This window comes from Lysinibacillus sp. NPDC093190 (assembly GCF_050280425.1).
Classification (GTDB): domain Bacteria; phylum Bacillota; class Bacilli; order Bacillales_A; family Planococcaceae; genus Lysinibacillus.
In genome coordinates this window covers 19947-41756 of sequence record NZ_JBNNVG010000004.1, presented here as the reverse complement: position 1 = coordinate 41756, position 21810 = coordinate 19947, and the positions used below count along the sequence as shown (strand labels likewise).

Sequence of the window (21810 nt, the reverse complement as noted above, 5' to 3'; positions counted from 1 at the left end):
TCATTTTTTTCGATACGCTTTATCAAGAAGCCGTTGATCACGGCAAAGTATTAGAGATTTAAATCGAATTAAAAAGGATTTCAATCTACCGTTCTCTGTGGCAGTTTCAACCACACTATACATGATGGCACATCACTTCCCAACGGCTTAAAGATGATTCCATTGCTATTGATGGCCTATCTGTATCGGCATAATTTTGTCCAGATTCGGCCGAAAGCATTTAAATCTTTCTAATAATATATAAGCTGATAAAATTAAATATATACACGTTTGGTAAAAAATACATTTTTGATCGCATTCTTATAAAAAGCAGCTTTATATAAGAATTTCCATACAGTCGACTTTTAGTAGACATAATATAATTATTTAAAAAAGGTTGAATGATGAGTTTCGAAGAGGCTGGAGGCTTAGTATAGTATTTATAATCACTATTGGTTTCTTTGCATTTTATTTTTTTGTATTATTTCTGTATCGTTGAATTCTTTTATTGTACTTAAGCATAGAAAAAGACACTTTAGCAAATTTAATTGGAATATGCATACGGTGTCCTTTGACTATATTATTTATATCAGCAATGGGATGTTCGATATTTCTATCATTCAACCATAAAAAATAACTCAGAAGTCATTCCAACCTCTGAGTTATTTTTTATTATTTAGTTAAAGCCTTCATATCTGCCACAATCGTCTCAACTGGTACATCTGTAGTACCGTTATAATCCTTCACAACTATACCATCAGCATTCACTAAGTAATAACTTGCCATATGTGTGACTTGATCAGAATTCGGATCATTCATGACTAATGAATTAAACGATTTCTTAGCAAACTGTTCAATATACTTTTGATCATAGCCAGTTAATAGCTGCCATTTGCTTGCATCGGGCACAGAATACGTTTTTAAATAATTCGTTAAAACTTCTGGCTTATCCACCTGAGGATCAACACTAAAAGCTACAATTTGATAGTCTTCGACGCCTTTATCTTGAAGTGCCTTTTGCACCTCTGTCATGTTATACGTCATTGGTGGACAAATGGAATTACAGTTAGTAAAGATGAACATCGCTAACCATGGTTTGCCTTTAAAGTCTTTAAGGCTAACCTGTTCATTTTTTTGGTTTGTAACCGAAAAATCTTGTACTTCTATGTTCATTTCTGGTTCAAATTTATAACTTCCGCAAGCAGTAAGTATGCTACTTATTGTTAGTATCAATACGAGCATGACACTGTTCTTTTTCATTTATTTGCTCACTTCCCTTCAATTTGCCATCGTTGTTTATTGTATAAATTATAGTTACTTAATACAAGATATGAGCTTATACTTTCATTTTTTTATGTCAATTCAATGTATATTGTACGATTTTGGTATATTAACATCCTGTATTTTCTAGACAATTCACACTTTTTTAAAAATTTATTAAAGCTGTTTTTTACTATTTTGGTTATTTCCCAAGACATCATTTATTTGTTATATAACAAAGTTTTTTTGCCTTTCTGGCTCCTCCATCATATGATGACACACAATAATAAATTCCTCAAAATTCTCTTTCATGTTCGAATTTTCTCCTACAATCAATATTATCATCAAGAAAACTATTTAAGAAATATTATTCTAATAGAAAATACTATTCTCTTTCATACAGATTATTTCTATTAATTCCTTATTATTTCTATGTTATTTCCACATTCTGAAAGTGATTAAAAATTACAAAAACTCAAAATTTAGTATTGCATTATAAGAAAATTCCCCATAAAATAAGTGAATATAACGACGAAAGAAAAAGAAATATGTCGTTTAAAACAGAAATATAACACTTTAGGGGGAATAATAATGGCAAACATTTCTGGGAACAAAAATATAGATTCAGTTGACTATAGTGCAATTGAAGCTATGGAATCGTTCAACAAGTTCGTGAAAAAGAAAAATACCTTCCTTTTCTCGATTACAGCAATTTTTTTAACACTTTATATTTTGCTACCAATCCTTGCTTTCCAACCTGTACTACAACAAAAAATCTTCGGAAATATTACGGGTGTTTGGGTTTATTCAGCTGCATTATTTATTATGACAATCGTTCTTTGTACAGTATATGTGAAAAAAGCTGCTTCATTTGATAAAGCTGCTGCTGCAGTGCTAGCAGAGTATCACGAGAAAGGTGGAAATTAAATGAACTTAGTATCCGTTGGTTTCTTTTTAGCAATCGTTAGTTTAACACTTGTAGTAACATATATCGCAGCGAAGCGTACGTCTTCTGCAGCTGACTTCTATACAGCTGGCGGTGGTCTTAAAGGTTGGCAAAATGGCTTTGCGATCGCTGGTGATTATTTATCTGCAGCCGCATTTCTTGGAGTGTCCGGTGCAATTGCGTTAACTGGTTTTGATGGTTTCTTCTTCTCTGTCGGCTATGTAGTAGCTAACTTAGTTCTTCTTTATGTAATTGCAGAGCCTATGCGTAACTTGGGTCGTTATACTTTAGCAGATATGCTTACTGCCCGTTTTAATGAAAAACGTATTCGTGGGGTTGCTGCGTCAGGCACAATTATCATCGTAATCCTATATATGATTGCGCAATTAGTAGGTGCAGGTGCTCTTATTAAACTATTATTTGGTATTGAGTATTGGATTGCGGTTTTAATCGTAGGTGTAATGATGACTACTTATGTATTATTCGGTGGAATGACAGCTACTTCTTGGGTGCAAATTATTAAAGCTAGCCTTCTATTATTTGGGACAGGCGTATTAGCTACATTAGTATTAATGAAATTCGATTTCTCTCTTATGAAAATGTTTGATACGATCGCCACGGATCATGGCGAGAAATTCCTTGTACCAGGGATGAAATATACAAGTACCATTGATTCGGTTTCGATGATGATGGCCCTTGTTTTAGGTACATCTGGATTACCGCATATTTTAATGCGCTTCTTCACTGTTAAAGATGCCAAAACTGCTCGTTCTTCTATTTCATGGACAACTTGGATTACAGCTATTTTCTTCTCATTAACTATTTTCTTAGGGTTTGGCGCATTAAATTTTGTAGGTATCGATAAAATTCTTGCTGAAAGTAAAGCTGGTAACACGGCTGCCCCACTTCTTGCTAATTATTTGGGCGGTGATGTATTAATGGCATTTATCGGTGCAGTAGCATTCGCAACCATTTTAGCGGTTGTATCAGGCTTAGTTTTAACAGGAGCTTCTGCCATTTCTCATGATATTTATGGTGAAATTATTAAAGGTGGTAAATTAACAGAAAAGCAACAAGTTGTAGCAGCTCGTACTGGCTCGATTTCTATTGCCATTGTATCGATTATCCTTGCATTATTTGCGCAAAACTTAAATGTATCGTTCTTAGTATCCTTCGCATTTTGTATCGGTGCTTCAGCAAACTTACCAGTTATTCTTTACACAATTTACTGGAAGAAATTCAATTCAACAGGCGCTATAACAGCGATGGTAACTGGGTTAGTATCATGTTTAGTTTTAGGGGCAATGGGGCCAAATGTATGGAGTCCTGTTGAAGGTGCGGCAATCTTTGTTGGCAATCCTATCGTACCGTTAGCTGTTCCAGCGGTCATTACAATTCCACTTGGCTTTATCGCAGGTTATTTAGGCACTGTTCTATCTTCTAACAAAGTACCACAGGAAGAAGCAGATCGTATTTATAAGGAAATTCGCGTTAAAGCAAACACGGGAGTTTCTGTTTCTGATATCTCTCATTGATCGCTTCTGACAATCCAAATTATTGAAAAAATATCTATCAATTATCCTATTTATCTTAATAAAATTATCATGTTAAAAAACTCGATTTTTATCGGGTTTTTTAACTTTTTATTTCAAAATATTTACCAATTTACTTATCGAACAATACTATTCTCTTTCAAAAAAAACTGATTTTCACTGAGTAAATAGTGTTTATTTTTTATAAAAAACCATTTCTTTTTAGAAATTTTATCCATATTTTTTGCCCGGAAATCTAGAATTGACCTAACTCTACTTATTTATCAGAATTTTCTAAAACCCTTTTATTTCTAGGCTTTGTTATGTATATTCTCTCTTAAGACTATTTTTCTGAAAATTATTTTTTCATAATTTTTCTGAAATGTATTGCAATTTTGTGAACTGTCTCATAAAATGAAGATGTGAATTCACTAAACTAGCAAAATCAAGTCTTTAAGCAGTAAAAATAAACACAAAATGGGGAATGTTAATGGGGAACAATCAAGCAAACAAGGGCGTCGTGATAGACTATGATGCAATTGCAAATCAAGAATCATTTAAAGCGCTTGTGCGAAGAAAGAATTCATTTCTTTGGTCAATGACTGCGATCTTCTTAGCGGCTTACATGCTGCTACCAATTCTTACTTCGTTCACGACAGTATTACACCAAAAGGCAATTGGGGAAATTACTTGGGTGTGGGTATATTCAGCAGGGCTATTCATCATGACTTGGTGCTTATGTCACTTATATGTAGCAAAAGCAAATAGCTTTGATAAAGAGGCAAAAGCGATTATCGCTGAATACGAGAACGGAGGTGGCCGCCGATGAATAACGGGATGAGTTTTACAGCCATATTCTTCTTCGTAGCTATTGTTGGTTTAACATTAGTTATTACATGGTGGGCATCTAAACGAACTTCTTCTGCAAGTGATTTTTATACTGCAGGCGGTGGGTTAACAGGCTGGCAAAATGGACTAGCCATCGCTGGTGACTACTTATCAGCAGCATCTTTCTTAGGGATCGCCGGAGCAGTTGCATTATTTGGATTTGATGGATTCTTCTTCTCTATCGGTTATTTAGTAGCTTACTTAGTGGTTTTATATATCGTAGCTGAGCCATTACGTAATCTTGGTAAATTTACATTAGCTGACATGATCACAGCGCGTTTTGATAGCTCTAAAGTTCGTGGTACAGCAGCTTTAAGCACTATTACAATTGTATTATTCTACATGATTGCACAACTAGTTGGTGCAGGAGCACTTATTCAATTACTTTTAGGAATCGACTATTGGGTTGCCGTTTTAATTGTGGGCTTCATGATGACGACTTACGTACTATTCGGTGGTATGACTGCAACATCTTGGGTACAAATTATTAAAGCTTGTCTTTTAATGTTAGGTACAGTTATTATTTCATTCTTAGTATTAAAAGAGTTCGGCTTTAGTATTGCAACGATGTTCAAAGAAATGGAAACTGCAACTGATAGCGGTGCAGCTTATTTGAACCCAGGTCTTAAATATCAAAATGGTATTGATACTATTTCAATGTTAATTGCTTTAGTTTTAGGTACAGCTGGTCTTCCACATATCCTAATGCGCTTCTTTACAGTAAAAGATGCGAAAACTGCTCGTTCCTCTGTAATTTGGGCTACTTGGATTGTAGGTATCTTCTACATTCTTACAATCTTCTTAGGCTTCGGTGCAGCTAAATTCGTTGGTAAAGAAGATATTATTGCTGCAAACGCTGCTGGTAACATGGCTGCTCCACTTCTGGCGGAAGCACTTGGTGGGGACATTCTATTCTCATTCGTATGTGCGGTAGCTTTCGCAACAATCTTAGCGGTAGTAGCTGGTCTTGTACTTTCTGGAGCTTCTGCCCTATCACATGATATTTACGGACAAATCATTAAAAAGGGTAAAGTTACAGAGAAAGAGCAAGTACTTGCAGCTCGTATAGGTTCTATTACAATCGCTATTATTTCAATCCTTTTAGCACTTGGTGCACAAACATTAAACGTAGCGTTCTTAGTATCACTTGCATTCTGTATTGCAGGTTCAGCTAACTTACCTGTAATCATTTATACAATCTACTGGAAACGCTTTAATACAGCAGGTGCTATTACAGCAATGTTGACAGGTTTAATCTCTGCTTTAATTCTTGTTGCAGTTTCACCAAACCTTTGGAATCCAGTTGAAGGAAAAGCAATTTTCGTTGGTGATCCGTTAATTACGTTAACGAACCCAGCAATAATTTCTGTCCCACTTGGCTTCCTTGGAGGTTTCATCGGAACATTGCTTTCTAAGGAAACAAACGATAAGAAATATCGTGAAGTGGATGTTAAAGCAAACACAGGTATTTCTGTACAGGACGTATCTCACTAATAATAGGTCAACCGCCTCGTAAGTTCATACTTACGAGGTTTTACTTTTTCTTCCGTATTCGGTACGATATTTACAAATGACTATTGGGGGTAAGATAACTTGACTCAATCAAAAGCAAAAAAGAAGCGTATGCATGTAAAGCGCACTAAAGGGAAGGATGTTGAAAAAAATCGTCAATCCTCCCCTTTCAGTACACATGAAAGAGTAACGAAAACTAAAAAAGAAAGCATTGAACAAAATTTTACAAAGCATAGAAAACACAACCACACTGAGGGTGATTAGTGGTTGTGTTTTATTTTGTTAATGAGAGATCTTCACGAACATTTTAGTGATTCTGATATTTTTATCAGCGATGTTCGGTGCTTTATCAGCGATTTTAGCTCTTTTATCAGCGATGTTCGAGGTTTTATCAGCGATTCTGGTACTTGTATCAGCGATGTCCGGTGTTCAACTCTTTTATCGGAAATTGATAAAAAAACACAACCGCTCTTTAAAAGAACAGCTGTGTTTTTTGTTATAAATGATAAAATATTGTCGTATTTCTTGTGATGATGCGCGCCGCTTCCTGTGTTGTAAGCCCCTTTAACGAAGCGATAACCTCAATGGAATAATCCATCATCCAAGGAGATGTTCGTTTATTGTCAAAAGCACCTTCGAATGGCCATGGTCCATCTGTTTCTACCATCATCAGCTCGATTGGGTATTTTTTGATCAGCTGTTGAATCTCAGCCTCGTACGTACAATCAGGCGTTACAGAAATGAAATACCCATTATGAATCATCCGTTCAATCACTTCCGCATCGCCCTTAAACCAATGAAAATGCGCTTTCGTTACATGATGTTTTTCTAGCAGATCACAAACAATTGCCGCATCCTCATAAACCGCATGTAACACAATCGGTTTATTTAATTCCTTTGCCAATACAATAAATCTTTCTAACAATGCTTCATAAGGAAGATCATCAATCGCCTTCTCCTGCTTCAAATAATAAGGCAATCCTACCTCGCCAATCGCCACCATTTCATGAGCGTGTTGGCGTATCCAATCGAATAAAGCCTCTTCCTCCGTATCACTAAGTAACGGTTGTTCGGGATGAAAGCCAAACGCTGCTTTTACCTTTGCATAGGCTTTCGACAACTTCAACGTCTTCTCACACGATTGAAGATTCATGCTCACGGCAATTACATGTTCAGCTTCCTCAAGCAAAGTTGGTATGTCGTTTTCCTTATACTGATCTAAATGAATATGTGCATCAATCAACATTGGCCTCATCCTTTTCTTCTTTTAAATACGTGAATAACTGTTGCTTTAATGCTGTAAATGTAGCGGAATGGCGAATTTCTTCTTGTCGTGGCCTTGCAAAAGGTACGATAATTTCTTTTTTAATCGTTGTAGGCCGTTTCGTGAGTACGAGGATACGATCAGCTAAAAAGAGAGCTTCCTCGATACTATGTGTAACGAACAGTATAGATTTCCGATCTTTCTCCCATATCGATAAAAGCCACGCCTGCATTTCAAGCCTTGTAAACTCATCAAGCGCAGAAAACGGCTCATCTAAACATAGAATGGGCTTATTACTGACAATTGCACGTATAAACGATACTCGCTGTTGCATACCACCCGACAGTTCATTGGGATACGCATCTTCAAACGCTGCGAGCCCCACTTTGTCTAACCATTCCTTCGCAACGTTGACATTTGGTTTTCCATGAAGCTCCTCGACAATCGTGACGTTTTCTAATATTGTACGCCAGGGTAATAAGCATGGTTGTTGAGGCATATAGCCAATCGTTCCTCTTTTTTGCTGGATATCTGTATCGTTTAATAAAATGGCACCCTTATCAATAGAAGAAACACCGCCAATTAATTGAAAGAGTGTACTTTTTCCACTGCCTGACGGACCGATAATCGCAACAAATTCCCCGTCCTTCACCTCAAAAGATAAATTACGAATGACAGGAAGAGCATCAAAGGATTTATCAATGTTTTGAATGTTTAGCATGGCGTCCTCTCCCCTTCACAACAAGTTTTTCTAAAAATTGAATAGCACTAAATAATAGTAAACTTAAAAAAATGATGGCAAAAATCGCTACAAACACACGATCCGTCCGAAATGAAGATTGTGCCAATGTCATATAGACACCAATCCCCTTTTTCGCACCTAGCCATTCCGCAATGACAGCCCCCATTACACTATAGGTTGCCGCAATTTTAATGCCAGAAAAAATTGCCGGGTACGCATAGGGCCATTCAAGCTTCCAAAAGGTTTGTGCTTTCGTTGCACCTATCATCTCAAAATAATGCTTCAGCTCAGGTGAGGTTTGACGGAAGCCATCCATTGCCGAAATAACGATGGGGAAAAAGCACACAAGACAAATAATAATGAGCTTTGGCATTAAGCCAAAGCCAAACCAAATGATTAATAGCGGTGCTAGGACGAGCACAGGAACATTCTGCGACATGATGAGAATAGGATAAAATAGCTCCCGCACAAACGTAAAACGATGTAATAGCACGGCAACCGTTAGTCCACATAATATCCCGATGGCTAGACCAAGAAGTGCTAATTGAACAGTCGCTAAAGCATGCGGTACAAACGTCTCATACGATTGCAAGCCTTCTTTTAAAATGGCACTTGGTGCGGGCAATAGCCAATGTGGCACGTCTGCAAAACGGACAATTAGTTCCCATATGAATAAGAGGAAGGCGATAAAAATTATCGTCCTTCCCTGTTTGAAAGCCTGCCTCATCACTGGTATTTCTCCGTTAGTGTATCCATTGTAATACCGGATGGCTGATATAAAATTTTCACTTGTGTAATGACATTAATAGCGCCAAGCTCAATCATCTTATCATTCATTTTTCCAATGATTTGTAGTAAAGTCGATAGCTCACCCTCCATTGTCGTTTCTAATGGATGAACTTCATATTTCACCCCAGATGCGTCGATAACCGCAATCGCTGCATCGACAAATGGGATCACATCTTCATATTTTTCAGTTTTCGGGATAATTTGTACACTTATTAATGAGTTTGCCATACTATTTTGTCTCCTTTTTCGGTAAAAAGTCGTTTGTAAATGCTTGTTTTGCGTTAAATTCGCCCTCTAAAACTTTGTTGCTGGCCATCCATTTCGCATAGTTTTCCCAGATAGCTAGCTTTTGCTCGCCCCATTGTGCAGCGTCGTCTTGATATTTATCTGCTAGCCACTCCTGACTTTTATGCACAAGGTTTTTATCTAAATCAGGTACCGCTTCTAGTAAAATATCAGCTGCCTCATTTGGATGTTTTATCGCATATTCATAACCCTTTGCTGTAGCAGCGACAAATGCTTTTACCGTCTCTGGGTCATTCTTAATCATTTTTTCATTTGTAGCAAGTACAGGTGTGTAATAATCTAACTGATCACTATAATCTGTTAAATATAACATGTTCAATTTTTCACCACGTTGTTCTGCTTCGATACCTGTCCATGCATAATAAATCCACGCAAAATCAATATCTTTTTTCATCATTGTGAAGAAATCTATATCGCCTGCATTGACTATATCTAACTTATCAATATCCGCATTTTCTGTTTGCATAAGTGATTGCAGTACAGCCTTTTCAAGTGGTGCACCCCAGCCACCGTATGTTTTACCTTCAAAATCCTTTGGTGACGAAATGCCTTTTGACGCAATGGATGCGAAGCCAGAAGTATTATGTTGAATAATCGCTGCAATCGATACTAAAGGTACATCCTGAACGCGTGCCTGTGTAATGCCTTCCTGATAGCTTACTCCAAACTGAGCCTTGCCAGACGCCACAAGTTGATCTGCGCCCGTTTCGCCAGGTAATAAAATATCAACATCTAAGCCCTGTTCCTTAAAGTAGCCAAGTTTTTTCGCTACATATAAGCCTGTATGATTTGTGTTCGGTGTCCAATCAAGAACGACCGATACTTTTGTTAATCCTTTTGCATCCTTTTTAGCCTCTTTTTCGCTACAGCCCACTAATGTTAAAAGCGCAGCCATCAAGATCAATAACCATTTTTTCATGCCGAATCCTCCAAGTAAGTAGTGTGAAAGTGTTCATGAATGAATGTGTTTACCAGAAGATAGCGTATTCACGGTTTGTTTACACCAAAGTCTGTGCATGCAATAAAAGTCTGCAAAAAAACGCCTAGGATTCCTCCCAGACGTTTTGTAATCAGTATCAAAAATTTTTATTTTTTGAATAGATGTTCCCTACGCTGGTACGAGCCAAATCAGGTTCAAAGGGTCAGCGTCTATCGGACACAATCTCAGCTGGCAACACCAGCCCCCCTACATTCTTTCCATATGAACTTTTCGTGATTATTATACCCATATCTCTTCGTAAATGACAAGGCTCTGTTTACCGAAAGCACTGCAAATAATAATTTTAAAGTCCATCCCTACTTAGAATTCCATTTGTTGGAACTTGTTTTTTTCTATATGTTTTAGTGTTTTTGCTTCTTCAAATAGCGTATTTTTTCTTTTTATTGCCATGTTTATTGGAACAATTGGTGAGCTGATGTTTGTTCCTATTAAGCAGGCAATGATAGGAGAACTTGCCCCATCTAACGCTCGTAGCACTTATATGGCTGACTACCTACGGAGCAATGATTGTATCTTCGTTATTGATCATCATTGGAGAGTGGATTCGCCCCATATATATGAGCGGATTACTCCTTATTCTAGGAATAACTGGTGCATTTTTGTACTACGTAATTACAAAAACGCTATACGCTAAAGTTAGTGAAAGGACTGAAGAAAAAGTACCTGTTTCATATTAAAGGATTGTTTTGCACTTATGAAAGAAAACAAAAGAATCTAACTAGAAAACGATTTTATTGTTATTTTTTAAGTTTGGTAAAGTATTTTTTTAATAAAAATAAAACCTCTCCCATAAATGTTCGAAGTTTTAATAATAAATAACTTTATTGCATTCATCCCTTCTTTAGATTGTATAGGTTAGACAAAACACAAAGCATATTGGTTTCAATTAACCTAAAAAGCCCAGCTCTCAAGGAGCATGGGCTAGTAATGTTATTTCTCTTCTTTTTTGACCGCGAAGACATGTGAAATGGTACCGTCTGAAGCTATATCCACTTTAAAGGAGCCATTTGAATGGCGATCTGCTCGAGTTAATGCTTGTACATCAAGGATCTCTTGCACGCCTTTTTCCGTTTCGATTGTTAGCTGTTCCTCATCAGTTACCTTGACTACAGCCACGATACGATGTGGGTTCGCTTTTAATTCTGTTAACACTTTTAAGCCGCGTTTTGCACGACTAGTCATCTCTACCTCGGCTACATTCATTTTCTTCACAGCACCGCGATGCGTCACAATCGCAACATATGCCGTGTCATTTAGCGGTAAAACATTGACGCCGACTAATGCTTCTCCGTCTTTCAGCGTAATCCCTTTGACGCCGCCTGTTTTTACACCCGTTACTGGTAATTCCTCCATTGGGAAACGAATAGCATAAGCCGTATCTGTCGTTAACATTAGTTCTGCCTCGTCCGTCACGATATCTGCAAAAATCATTTCATCGCCTGATTTGACATTCATCGTTTTGATTGGTTTCGAATAGCGTGTAACGGCATAATCTGCTAAAAGTGAGCGTTTAATTTGTCCATCTTTCGTAGCCGTTAAAATATACGTATTGGCCTGTTCGAATGTTTCAAAACCGTATACAGCAATAATAGATTCATCTTCCCCGGTTGGCACAATACTTGAAATATGCTGACCAAGATCCTTCCAACGAATATCAGGTAGTTCATGGACAGGCTGATAAATATAATTGCCTCGATTTGTGAACAGTAATAGATGATGCTGCGTATTTAAGTTCGCTTCATATAACAAATAATCGGAATCTTTCATCGCAAAATCCTGACCATTCGAAGCTGCATGTGAACGTGTAGATGTACGCTTAATATAGCCATCCTTTGTGACAGTCACTACGACCTCTTCACTTGGGACAAGGACATCTAACGTAATTTTGATTTCTTCAATTTCTTGTTCAATTTTTGAACGACGTGGCTCTGCAAAGCGCTTTTTAATGTCAAGTAGTTCCTGTTTAATAACACGTACAAGTTTTGCTTCACTATTAAGAATACCTTCAAGCTTGGCGATAAGTTTATTTAATTCATCTTGTTCATTGCGAAGTTCTGTGATATCTGTATTTGTTAAACGGTATAATTGCAAGCTAACGATTGCCTCTGATTGCACTTCTGTAAAGTCAAACTTCACCTGTAAATTCGTTTTCGCATCTCGTTTATCATTAGAGGAACGAATCGTTGCAATGACTTCATCTAAAATGGACAGCGCCTTGATCAAGCCTTCAACAATATGCGAACGATCTTTAGCCTTTTGCAAATCATAAATGGAGCGGTTCGTCACGACTTCCTTTTGATGGGCAATATAAGAATCCAGTAACAATGGCAATGTCATCATTGTCGGACGACGATTATGGATTGCAATCATATTAAAATTATAAGCTACTTGTAAATCAGTTGTTTTGAACAAGTAATTTAAAATTCCCGGTCCCGGAACATCCTTTTTCAGTTCAATGACAACGCGTAGGCCTGTACGATCCGATTCATCACGAATTTCCGCAATCCCTTCCAGTCGTTTATCCACACGTTGCTCATCAATTTTCTTCACAAGATTTGCTTTATTGACATCATACGGTAATTCCGTAATAACGATTTGCTCTTTGCCGCCTTTAATTGGCTCAACGACTGCTTGAGCACGCACAATAATTTTACCACGTCCTGTTTCGTACGCCTTTTTAATGCCATCGACACCTTGAATGATACCACCTGTTGGGAAATCAGGGCCTTTAATAACGGTCATTAATTCATCAACAGTCGTATTTGGGTTATCTAAGCGCATAAGAACACCGTCTAGCACCTCATCAAGTGCGTGAGGAGGGATGTCTGTTGCATAGCCGGCCGAAATACCCGTTGAGCCGTTAACTAGTAAGTTCGGGAAACGAGCTGGTAAAACAGTTGGCTCCATATCCTGATCATCGAAGTTTGGTATAAATTCAACTGTTTTCTTGCCAATATCGCGTAGCATCTCCGCTGCAATAGCAGAAAGTCTAGCCTCTGTATAACGCATCGCTGCCGGTGGGTCACCATCAACAGAGCCGTTATTCCCATGCATTTCAATTAGCATATGGCGCGCTTTCCAATCCTGACTCATACGCACCATCGCTTCATATACTGAGCTATCACCGTGTGGGTGATAGTTACCTATAACATTACCGACAGTTTTTGCTGATTTACGGAATGGTTTATCGTTCGTATTGCCCTCTGTAAACATCGCATATAAAATACGTCGTTGCACAGGCTTAAGACCGTCACGTGCATCAGGCAACGCGCGGTCTTGAATAATATATTTACTATAGCGACCAAAGCGGTCACCCATTACTTCTTCTAAAGGTAAATCTTGAAACTTTTCCGTACTACTCATGCTTGGTCCTCCTCTTGTTGGATGAATTCATTTTCTAAAATATTTGAATCATCCTCCATGCCGAAGTCTACATTAGCTTCGATCCATTTACGGCGCGGCTCTACCTTATCACCCATTAATGTTGTCACACGTCTTTCAGCACGTGCACCATCCTCAATCGTTACACGAATTAATGTACGCGTTTCAGGGTTCATTGTCGTATCCCACAGCTGGTCGGCATTCATCTCACCAAGACCTTTATAGCGCTGTAATATGTAACCCTTACCAACTTTTTTAATGGCCTTTTGTAAATCATTTTCAGTCCAAGCATATTCAATCACTTCTTTTTTACCAGTACCCCTTGATACTTTATAAAGTGGTGGTAATGCGATAAATACCTTTCCAGCTTCAATCAATGGTCGCATATAGCGATAGAAGAACGTTAATAGCAGCACTTGAATATGCGCTCCGTCAGTATCAGCATCGGTCATAATAACGACTTTGTCATACGATGAATCCTCGACAGAAAAATCTGTTCCGACGCCAGCACCAATGGCATGGATAATCGTTGAAATTTCCTCGTTTTTCATAATATCCTGAAGCTTTGCTTTTTCCGTATTTATGACTTTACCACGCAATGGTAAAATCGCTTGGAACGTACGATCACGTCCTTGTTTTGCAGAGCCCCCTGCAGAGTCACCTTCGACTAAATACAGCTCGTTTTTCGCCGCATTTCGAGATTGTGCAGGTGTTAATTTCCCAGAAAGGATCGTACTGCCTTTTTTGCTCTTCTTGCCGTTTCGTGCATCTTCACGTGCCTTACGAGCCGCTTCACGTACTTGCTGCGCACGAATAGCTTTACGCACAAGAGATGCAGACAATTCAGCGTTTTCCTCAAGTACATATAAAATTTGCTCCGAGACAACACTATCCACTGCCGAGCGTGCCTCACTCGTCCCGAGCTTACCCTTCGTTTGACCCTCGAATTGTAGTAAATGCTCAGGTATACGAACAGAAACAATCGCCGCTAAGCCCTCTCGAATGTCTGTCCCTTCGAGATTTTTATCTTTATCTTTTAACAGACCAATTTTTCGTGCATATTCATTGAACACACGTGTTAACGCTGCCTTGGCACCAGTTTCATGTGTCCCACCATCTCGTGTACGTACATTGTTAACAAATGAAAGGATTGTTTCTGAGTAACCATCGTTGTATTGGAAGGCGAATTCTACTTCAATTTCGTCTTGAATTCCTTCTACATACTTAACTGGATGAAGTACATCTTTCTCCTCATTCAAATACGCAACGAAAGCTTCAATGCCGTTCTCATAAAAGAAAACATCACTTTTGCCTTCCTCGCGTTCATCGATTAACTCAATTTTTAAGCCTTTTAATAAAAATGCTGACTCACGTAAACGTTCTGCAAGCGTATCATAATTGTATTTTGTTACAGAGAAAATCGTGTCATCTGGTAGAAAATGAACAAGTGTTCCTGTCTGTTTTGTTTGTCCAATTTCTTCTAATGTCGTCACAGGATGGCCACCGTTTTCAAAACGTTGACGATACTTTTTACCGTCGCGGTGAATCGTTACTTCTAAAAAAGTAGATAAAGCATTAACAACAGAAGAACCTACACCGTGTAAGCCACCGCTTGTTTTATAACCGCCCTGTCCGAATTTACCGCCAGCATGTAAAACCGTAAAGATAATCTCGGGAGTTGGTTTCCCCATTTTATGCATACCTGTTGGCATCCCACGGCCGAAGTCTCGAACGCTGATACTTTGATCTTTATGAATCTTGACAATGATATGAGAACCAAAGCCAGCCAGTGCTTCATCTACCGCATTATCTACGATTTCATATACAAGGTGATGAAGTCCACGGCCATCTGTAGAACCGATATACATGCCGGGTCGTTTTCGTACCGCTTCTAATCCTTCTAATACTTGAATGGCGTCATCATTATAGACGCTTGGTGACTGTTTATTCGCCAAAAAAATTCCCCTCCAAAAAACAAACGCATGTTCTATTTATGTTCTCTTCCTAATCATAATAGCATTTCCTAACAATATCTAGTGGCAGGCCCAATAAATTTTTAAAATTTCCTCACAGCTTCAGCGTTTTGATCTATTTTACTGGAAGAAAAGTTTGCAATAGTTGCTTTAATATGTATTAAGAACTCTTCCATTCCCTTGACGCAGGGCAGTAAACTTTAGTTGCATAAATAAAACAACAAATGGCTAACTTCTGGTCATACTCTTTTTCAAAACGATACCAATCGCTGAAGGCTTTGACCTTTCATTCAAAAGCATTTGAATATTCTCTGAAAAATATACAGGTATAGTAATAAATGGGTTTCTTCTGTCTAAAGAAGATTCATACTAGCTTACTCTAGAAATTAAAGATAGACTTCTATTCTACCAAAGGAATGGGTGATTGACAAAATTGCCATTCTACCTATATTTTTAGAAAGGGCTTTCAAGCTGACTACATGAATCATGTCAAAAAGCCTAACCTCCATTCAAATACATATAAAAATCCTTGAAAAATAGTTATCTTTTGTAATGAATTCAAGATGCACTAAGAAATCTCCTTCATGACATTGTAGATTATAGAGAAAAAGTGTAGAATTATTGATACATATTATTAGTACCAAGTAATAATCAATGAATGAAAGGAGTCCAAATATGCTAAATGGACTTATTATTTTATGTGCTTATCTAATCGGCTCTATACCTTCTGGATTATGGGTAGGCAAAATTTTTTATAAAACTGATATTCGTGAACATGGAAGTGGTAATTTAGGCGCGACTAATACATTTCGTATTTTAGGAAAAAAAGCAGGAATAGTCGTAACGATTATGGATGTCTTAAAAGGTACAGCAGCTGTATTACTTGTAGCTCTTCCTGTATTCTCTGATGTCTCCATTCACTCGCTAATTCTTGGACTAGTAGCCGTTATCGGTCATATGTTCCCTATCTTTGCAGGCTTCCGTGGAGGGAAAGCGGTGGCAACATCAGCAGGGGTTCTCTTAGGATATTCATGGCCTCTATTTATCTTACTATTTATTGCTTTTATTGTAACATTAAAATTAACGAAGATTGTAAGTTTAACTTCCATGATTGCCGCTTTAGTAGCACTTATTTATTCAATCGTTTATTATTTTGTTACAGGTGATTTTGCGTTAGGTATTTTAGTAGCATGTTTATTTACCTTTATCATGTATCGTCACCGAGCAAATATTGCCCGCATTAAAAATGGTACCGAGCCAAAGGTGAAATGGCTGTAACGGAAAGAGGAGATTCTAATGAATATCGTACTAACAGATGTAGCCCTACAATGGTTCAAACAAGAGATGGAAGTAGAATCCGGAGATACTATTCGTTTTTATGCTAGATATGGTGGTTCCAGTCCTTTTCACGAAGGCTTTTCTCTTGGTATGACACGTGAAGAACCAATCAACATTGGTATAAAGACAGTTATTGACGATGTTACCTATTATATTGATGAAAAAGATTTATGGTTTTTCAATGATCACAATTTACATGTAGATGTGGATGCTACAAATGACGAATTAAAATATGAGTATAAAAAATAAAGCAGTGTTTCCTTTCGTTTATACGAAGGGAAACACTGCTTTTTTTAATGAATACAATTCCAACCTTGGTTTATCTTCTCTCAAAGTTGTACATTCTATATTTACGTAAAAACTTGAGGAGGAAAAAACATGTCTATTTCTAAAATTGCTGATACCTCCCAAAACAATGACCAACTGTATACTTCTCTTTCTCAAAATTTGAAGATGATTAAAAATACACTCGGGAATAGTAATGACCTTGTCATACGAGAAATTACCATTGGAAAAGCTGAAAAATATACGTTGGCGATTATCTATGTAGATGGCTTATCCGATAAAATAAGCATTTCTAATTCTGTGATTTCTAAACTAATGCTTGATATTGAGGATAATCAGGATGAAGAAATAGAAAAGATTATTCGATATTTAAGAGATTCTTGTTTAACAGTCGGCGATGTGAATGATATTTTCAATTTTTCAGCACTGTACAATTCTATTTTGAATGGTGATACGGTCATCTTATTAGATGAATCTTCAACTGGTATCGTGACAAGTACAAAAGGTGCAAAAGATAGAGCGGTAATGGAGCCATCAACAGAGTCGGTCATTAGAGGACCAAGGGAATCCTTTACGGAAACGTTACGTACTAACACGGCCCTTGTCCGTCGAAAAATTAAAAGTCCGAATCTTTGGATTAAGTCCCGTATTATCGGTGAGGTAACGAAAACGGAAGTTGCTGTCATGTACTTAAATGACATTGCGAATGACAAAATAGTAGCAGAGGTTCTTTCCCGATTAGATCGTATTAATATTGATGGTATTTTAGAAAGTGGCTACATCGAAGATTTTATTCAAGATTCAAAATTCTCTATATTTCCTACAATTTATAATTCAGAACGGCCTGATGTTATTGCTGGTGAACTATTAGACGGTAAAATCGCCATTTTAGTGGATGGTTCACCGTTTGTCCTAATTGTACCGGCCCTGTTTACATCCTTTTTACAGTCTGCTGAAGATTATTATCAGCATTGGATGATTAGTTCTTTTGTACGTCTTTTAAGATTTTTTGGAATTAGCCTAGCCTTGGTGGCACCATCCCTTTACGTAGCTATCACTACCTTCCATCAAGAAATGCTACCAACTCCTATGCTAATAAGTATTGCATCTCAACGAGAAGGAGTCCCCTTCCCTGCCGTTGTAGAGGCACTCATTATGGAGATTGCCTTTGAGGTGTTAAGAGAAGCAGGTCTTCGAATGCCAAGAACCATTGGACCAGCCGTATCCATTGTTGGGACATTAGTGATCGGTCAAGCTGCCGTAGAAGCAGGAGTTGTATCAGCCGTAATGGTCATTATTGTGGCATTAACAGCCATTTGTAGCTTTTTATTCCCTGCTTATGGCTTATCCAATACAGTCCGTGCTCTTCGTTTCCCATTAATGATTGTAGCAGCAATCGTTGGATTGTTTGGTGTGATGTTTGGCCTTATGATCATCGTCCTACACTTATGCAGCATTCGAACTTTCGGTGTTCCATATTTAAGTCCATTCGGCCCATTAATTTTAAAGGATCAAAAAGATGCACTAGTGTTGTTCCCGCGTAGAGCCTTATTGACTCGACCACGCTTAATTAGTCAAAAAAACACTGTCAGGGGTCATAAATATTTTAATACAAAAAAAAGGAATTAAACGAATGTGTAAACGAGGAATGAACCATGGCAAAATTTAAGGCAATATGTTTACTAATGATTCTTACTTTATTTTTAAGTGGTTGCTGGAGTAAGCGTGAACTCAATGAATTAGCGATTGTCGCAGCATTAGGAATAGATAAAGTAGATAATGAATTTGAAATAACTGTCCAAGTCGTGGATCCTGGTGAAATTTCCTCAAAACAACCTTCTTCAGGACGATCACCTGTTATTACCTACCATTCAAAAGGTACAACGGTTTTTGAGGCTATTAGAAAAATGACAACAGTAACTGCTAGAAAACTTTATTTTTCTCATCTACAAATAGTTGTGCTCGGTGATGAATTGGCAAAAGAAGGAATTAGTGAACCGTTAGATTTGATTTCAAGAGATCATGAATTCAGAAATGATTTCGATGTCATCGTTGCTCATGACGCGACTGCCGATGAAGTTTTAAATGTATTAACGCCTATCGAAAAAGTACCAGCTAATAAAATGCTAAAATCTCTTAAAACATCAGAGAAAACTTGGGGTACAACTCAATCCATTAAAATTGATGAATTAATCAATACTTTAAATAACAAAGAAAAAAGTGTAGTCATGTCTGCCATTGAAATCCATGGGGATAAAAATGTTGGAATGGAACAGACGAATGTTAAAAGATCGAAATCTCCTGTGCTATTGAGGTATACGGGCTTAGCTGTATTTAAAGAAGATAAACTCATTGGGAATTTAACGGAAGATGAGAGTAGAAGCCTAGGTTATTTAAGGGACAGAATAGAAAGTACAATTGAAATTCTTGCTTGCCCTAAGGGAGGTACGTTATCAACTGAAATTACGCACTCAAAGACGAAAATAAAAGGTGAATTTGAAAAAGGAGCTCCCAAAATCAATGTTTCTATAGATGCTAGCCAAAATGTCGGAGAAGTTGAATGTAATATAGATCTTACTAAAGAAAAATCGATTCTAAACGTCAATAAAAAAACGGAAGAACTTATTAAAAAACGAATCGAAGAAACAATCCGAACAGTTCAGCAAAATTATCGGGTCGATATTTTTGGATTTGGTGAAGCACTTCATCGCACAAATCCTAAAGAGTGGAAAAAAATAAAAAAAGACTGGCTAACTATATTTCAAGAGCTACCAGTTAAAGTTGAAGTACATGTGAACACACAAGGATTAGGGACGATGGAAAACTCATTAGTGAATAAGACGAAGGGAGAATAAGCTATGATTATGACGATATTCATACTAATCATTTCTGCTGGTATTGCCTTTGCCTTCATTCCAACATTAAAAAAAAATAAAGAAACGAAAACGATCGTTATTTTTTCGATTTTTTTATTGCTCGGTGCTGCATTAAATATTGCGGTCTCATTAAGGCTTAAAATTCCGAGCCCACTAGACTTAATTACCTTTATTTTTTCACCAATTAAAGATTTATTCGTCTCCCTGACAAAATAATAAGGCAACTTTATATTAAGAAAAGGGGTATCGTTCATGATGGAAAAAGAAATAATTAGTTCAAGACAATTTATGATCATTACCCTTCTCTTTTCAATTGGCACAGCCATTTTAATTATCCCTGCAAGTGTAACGAGCGAAGCAAAGCAAGATGCATGGATTGCAGCGATCATTGGTGTCGTTATAAGTTTGCCCATAGTAAAGCTTTTCGTTGCTTTAGGAAATAGAACACCTACCCTTACATTTGTAGAGGCTAATGAAAAGATATTAGGTCGTTTTTTCGGAAAAATTACTACAATTGGCTTTATTATTATATCCTTACTTTCTGCCGGTGAATTATTATATTTCATTGGAATTTTCATGAAAACGGAAATAATGCCAGAAACACCTACGATGGCCTTTGCATTAATGTTCAGTATTATCATTATTTATGCTGCATTTCTAGGAATTGAAGTTTTTGCCCGTTCTGCAGAAATACTATGTCCAATTTTTATTTTAATTTTTATTTTCTTTGTAATTTTTATTTCACCATCCATCCATATTGAAAATATACAGCCAATAATGGAAACACCAAAAAAATCATTATTCTTTAGTATAATTCGATTTATAAGTCTTTTTTCATTCCCACTTGCTGTACTATTAACGATTTTCCCTTCCGCAGTTAACGTCCAAAAATCTGCACAAAAAGGTTTTTACATTGGCACAATTATTGGAGGGATTGTCTTAATTACGATCATCACACTGTCTATCCTTGTCCTAGGTCCGGCAAATACTGCTGCTCGGACATTTCCTAGCTATTCATTAGCTCAAAGAATTTCAATCGGGAATTTTCTGCAGCGTATTGAGGTAATTATGGCAGCCATGTGGATCATATCAATTTATATTAGAACTTTTATGTATTTTTATGCTGCGGTTATCGGTATCAGACAACTATTTAAAATTAAAAATCATCGACCGCTCATTTTTCCACTCGGCATGATTATCCTTGGGATTTCACAAATTGTTCATCCTAATATCATTCATTCAGATATTTACAATAGAGAAACATGGCCTATATTTTCCTTCGTTTTCATGATTTTATTACCATTAGTTTTATTACTTGTCGCGATGATTCGTAAAATTAATGGTAATCAAGGAAATGCTACGCAATGTAGTAGTAATACACAAAATGAAAATGGTAGTAATAACGGAAATGCTACACAAGGTGCAGGTAGCAACAATAACGATAATTCTTCACAGAATGATAGTAGTAGCAATGCCGGTAATACTACACAAAGTGATAGTAATAACGATAATTCTACTCAAAATGAAAGTAGCAACAATGCCGGAAATGCTACACAAAGTGAGAGTAGTAGCAATAACGATAATTCTACTCAAAGTGAGAGTAGCAGCAATGCCGGTAATTCTACTCAAAATGCAAGTAATATTAATAACGATAATTCTACTCAAAATGAAAGTAGCAACAATGCCGGAAATGCTACACAAAGTGAGAGTAGTAGCAATAACGATAATTCTACTCAAAG

General features: G+C 37.1%; 19 protein-coding genes and 1 riboswitch. Of the genes, 11 read left to right on the top strand and 8 right to left on the bottom strand.

The window, feature by feature from the left end:
* Nucleotides 1–651 precede the first annotated feature (651 nt).
* Nucleotides 652–1239 (bottom strand): SCO family protein, encoded by a 588-nt coding sequence (locus tag ACQKOF_RS04865; protein ID WP_427554228.1) that lies wholly within the window; start codon nt 1237–1239, stop codon nt 652–654.
* 591 nt (nt 1240–1830) lie between these two features.
* Here ACQKOF_RS04865 and ACQKOF_RS04860 point away from each other — a divergent pair.
* From ACQKOF_RS04860 to ACQKOF_RS04840, 5 genes are all read left to right on the top strand, one after another.
* The gene (locus ACQKOF_RS04860; RefSeq protein ID WP_427554226.1) at nt 1831–2166 is read left to right on the top strand and encodes a DUF485 domain-containing protein; all 336 of its coding nucleotides are present in this window, start codon (nt 1831–1833) and stop codon (nt 2164–2166) included.
* Nucleotides 2167–3720 (top strand): solute symporter family protein, encoded by a 1554-nt coding sequence (locus ACQKOF_RS04855; protein WP_427554225.1) that lies wholly within the window; start codon nt 2167–2169, stop codon nt 3718–3720.
* A 487-nt stretch (nt 3721–4207) separates the two neighbouring features.
* Nucleotides 4208–4546, top strand: a complete 339-nt coding sequence (locus ACQKOF_RS04850; RefSeq protein ID WP_427554223.1) for a DUF485 domain-containing protein — start codon at nt 4208–4210, stop codon at nt 4544–4546.
* A gap of 8 nt (nt 4547–4554) precedes the next feature.
* Nucleotides 4555–6099, top strand: a complete 1545-nt coding sequence (locus ACQKOF_RS04845) for a solute symporter family protein (protein WP_427554496.1) — start codon at nt 4555–4557, stop codon at nt 6097–6099.
* Nucleotides 6100–6198: 99 nt separating this feature from the next.
* Complete coding sequence (locus tag ACQKOF_RS04840) at nt 6199–6381, top strand: hypothetical protein (RefSeq protein WP_427554221.1); 183 nt, start codon at nt 6199–6201, stop codon at nt 6379–6381.
* 232 nt (nt 6382–6613) lie between these two features.
* Here ACQKOF_RS04840 and ACQKOF_RS04835 read toward each other — a convergent pair whose 3' ends face one another.
* From ACQKOF_RS04835 to parE, 7 genes are all read right to left on the bottom strand, one after another.
* A complete protein-coding gene (locus ACQKOF_RS04835) occupies nt 6614–7363 on the bottom strand; it encodes a TatD family hydrolase (RefSeq protein ID WP_427554219.1) in 750 nt (249 codons plus the stop codon).
* Complete coding sequence (locus ACQKOF_RS04830) at nt 7353–8102, bottom strand: ABC transporter ATP-binding protein (protein WP_427554217.1); 750 nt, start codon at nt 8100–8102, stop codon at nt 7353–7355. Before ACQKOF_RS04830 ends, ACQKOF_RS04835 begins: the two co-directional genes overlap by 11 nt.
* Nucleotides 8080–8850: an ABC transporter permease gene (locus ACQKOF_RS04825; protein ID WP_427554494.1), complete on the bottom strand. Its 771-nt coding sequence runs from the start codon at nt 8848–8850 to the stop codon at nt 8080–8082. The genes ACQKOF_RS04830 and ACQKOF_RS04825 overlap by 23 nt, the downstream gene beginning before the upstream one ends.
* Entirely contained in the window at nt 8850–9140 is a 291-nt protein-coding gene (locus tag ACQKOF_RS04820; protein ID WP_427554215.1) for a thiamine-binding protein, read from the bottom strand. The genes ACQKOF_RS04825 and ACQKOF_RS04820 overlap by 1 nt, the downstream gene beginning before the upstream one ends.
* Before the next feature lies 1 nt (nt 9141).
* A complete protein-coding gene (locus ACQKOF_RS04815) occupies nt 9142–10137 on the bottom strand; it encodes an ABC transporter substrate-binding protein (protein WP_427554213.1) in 996 nt (331 codons plus the stop codon).
* 169 nt (nt 10138–10306) lie between these two features.
* A riboswitch (TPP riboswitch) is annotated at nt 10307–10416 on the bottom strand.
* A gap of 732 nt (nt 10417–11148) precedes the next feature.
* Nucleotides 11149–13581, bottom strand: coding sequence for a DNA topoisomerase IV subunit A (gene parC / locus ACQKOF_RS04810; protein WP_427554211.1), 2433 nt, complete (start codon nt 13579–13581; stop codon nt 11149–11151).
* Nucleotides 13578–15554 carry a DNA topoisomerase IV subunit B gene (parE, locus tag ACQKOF_RS04805; protein ID WP_427554209.1) on the bottom strand — a complete coding sequence of 659 codons (1977 nt, stop codon included), beginning with the start codon at nt 15552–15554 and terminating at the stop codon, nt 13578–13580. Before parE ends, parC begins: the two co-directional genes overlap by 4 nt.
* Before the next feature lie 693 nt (nt 15555–16247).
* On the opposite strand from parE, the gene plsY reads away from it, so the two are divergent.
* The 6 genes from plsY to ACQKOF_RS04775 form a co-directional block, all read left to right on the top strand.
* Nucleotides 16248–16850 (top strand): glycerol-3-phosphate 1-O-acyltransferase PlsY, encoded by a 603-nt coding sequence (plsY, locus tag ACQKOF_RS04800; RefSeq protein ID WP_427554207.1) that lies wholly within the window; start codon nt 16248–16250, stop codon nt 16848–16850.
* Between the two features lie 18 nt (nt 16851–16868).
* Nucleotides 16869–17159 carry a HesB/YadR/YfhF family protein gene (locus tag ACQKOF_RS04795; RefSeq protein ID WP_427554205.1) on the top strand — a complete coding sequence of 97 codons (291 nt, stop codon included), beginning with the start codon at nt 16869–16871 and terminating at the stop codon, nt 17157–17159.
* A gap of 129 nt (nt 17160–17288) precedes the next feature.
* Complete coding sequence (locus tag ACQKOF_RS04790; protein WP_427554203.1) at nt 17289–18824, top strand: spore germination protein; 1536 nt, start codon at nt 17289–17291, stop codon at nt 18822–18824.
* A 26-nt stretch (nt 18825–18850) separates the two neighbouring features.
* Nucleotides 18851–20050 carry a Ger(x)C family spore germination protein gene (locus tag ACQKOF_RS04785; protein ID WP_427554201.1) on the top strand — a complete coding sequence of 400 codons (1200 nt, stop codon included), beginning with the start codon at nt 18851–18853 and terminating at the stop codon, nt 20048–20050.
* Between the two features lie 3 nt (nt 20051–20053).
* Nucleotides 20054–20287: a hypothetical protein gene (locus tag ACQKOF_RS04780; protein ID WP_427554199.1), complete on the top strand. Its 234-nt coding sequence runs from the start codon at nt 20054–20056 to the stop codon at nt 20285–20287.
* 36 nt (nt 20288–20323) lie between these two features.
* On the top strand, nt 20324–21810 hold a 1487-nt coding region (locus tag ACQKOF_RS04775; protein ID WP_427554197.1), incomplete at its 3' end, for an endospore germination permease.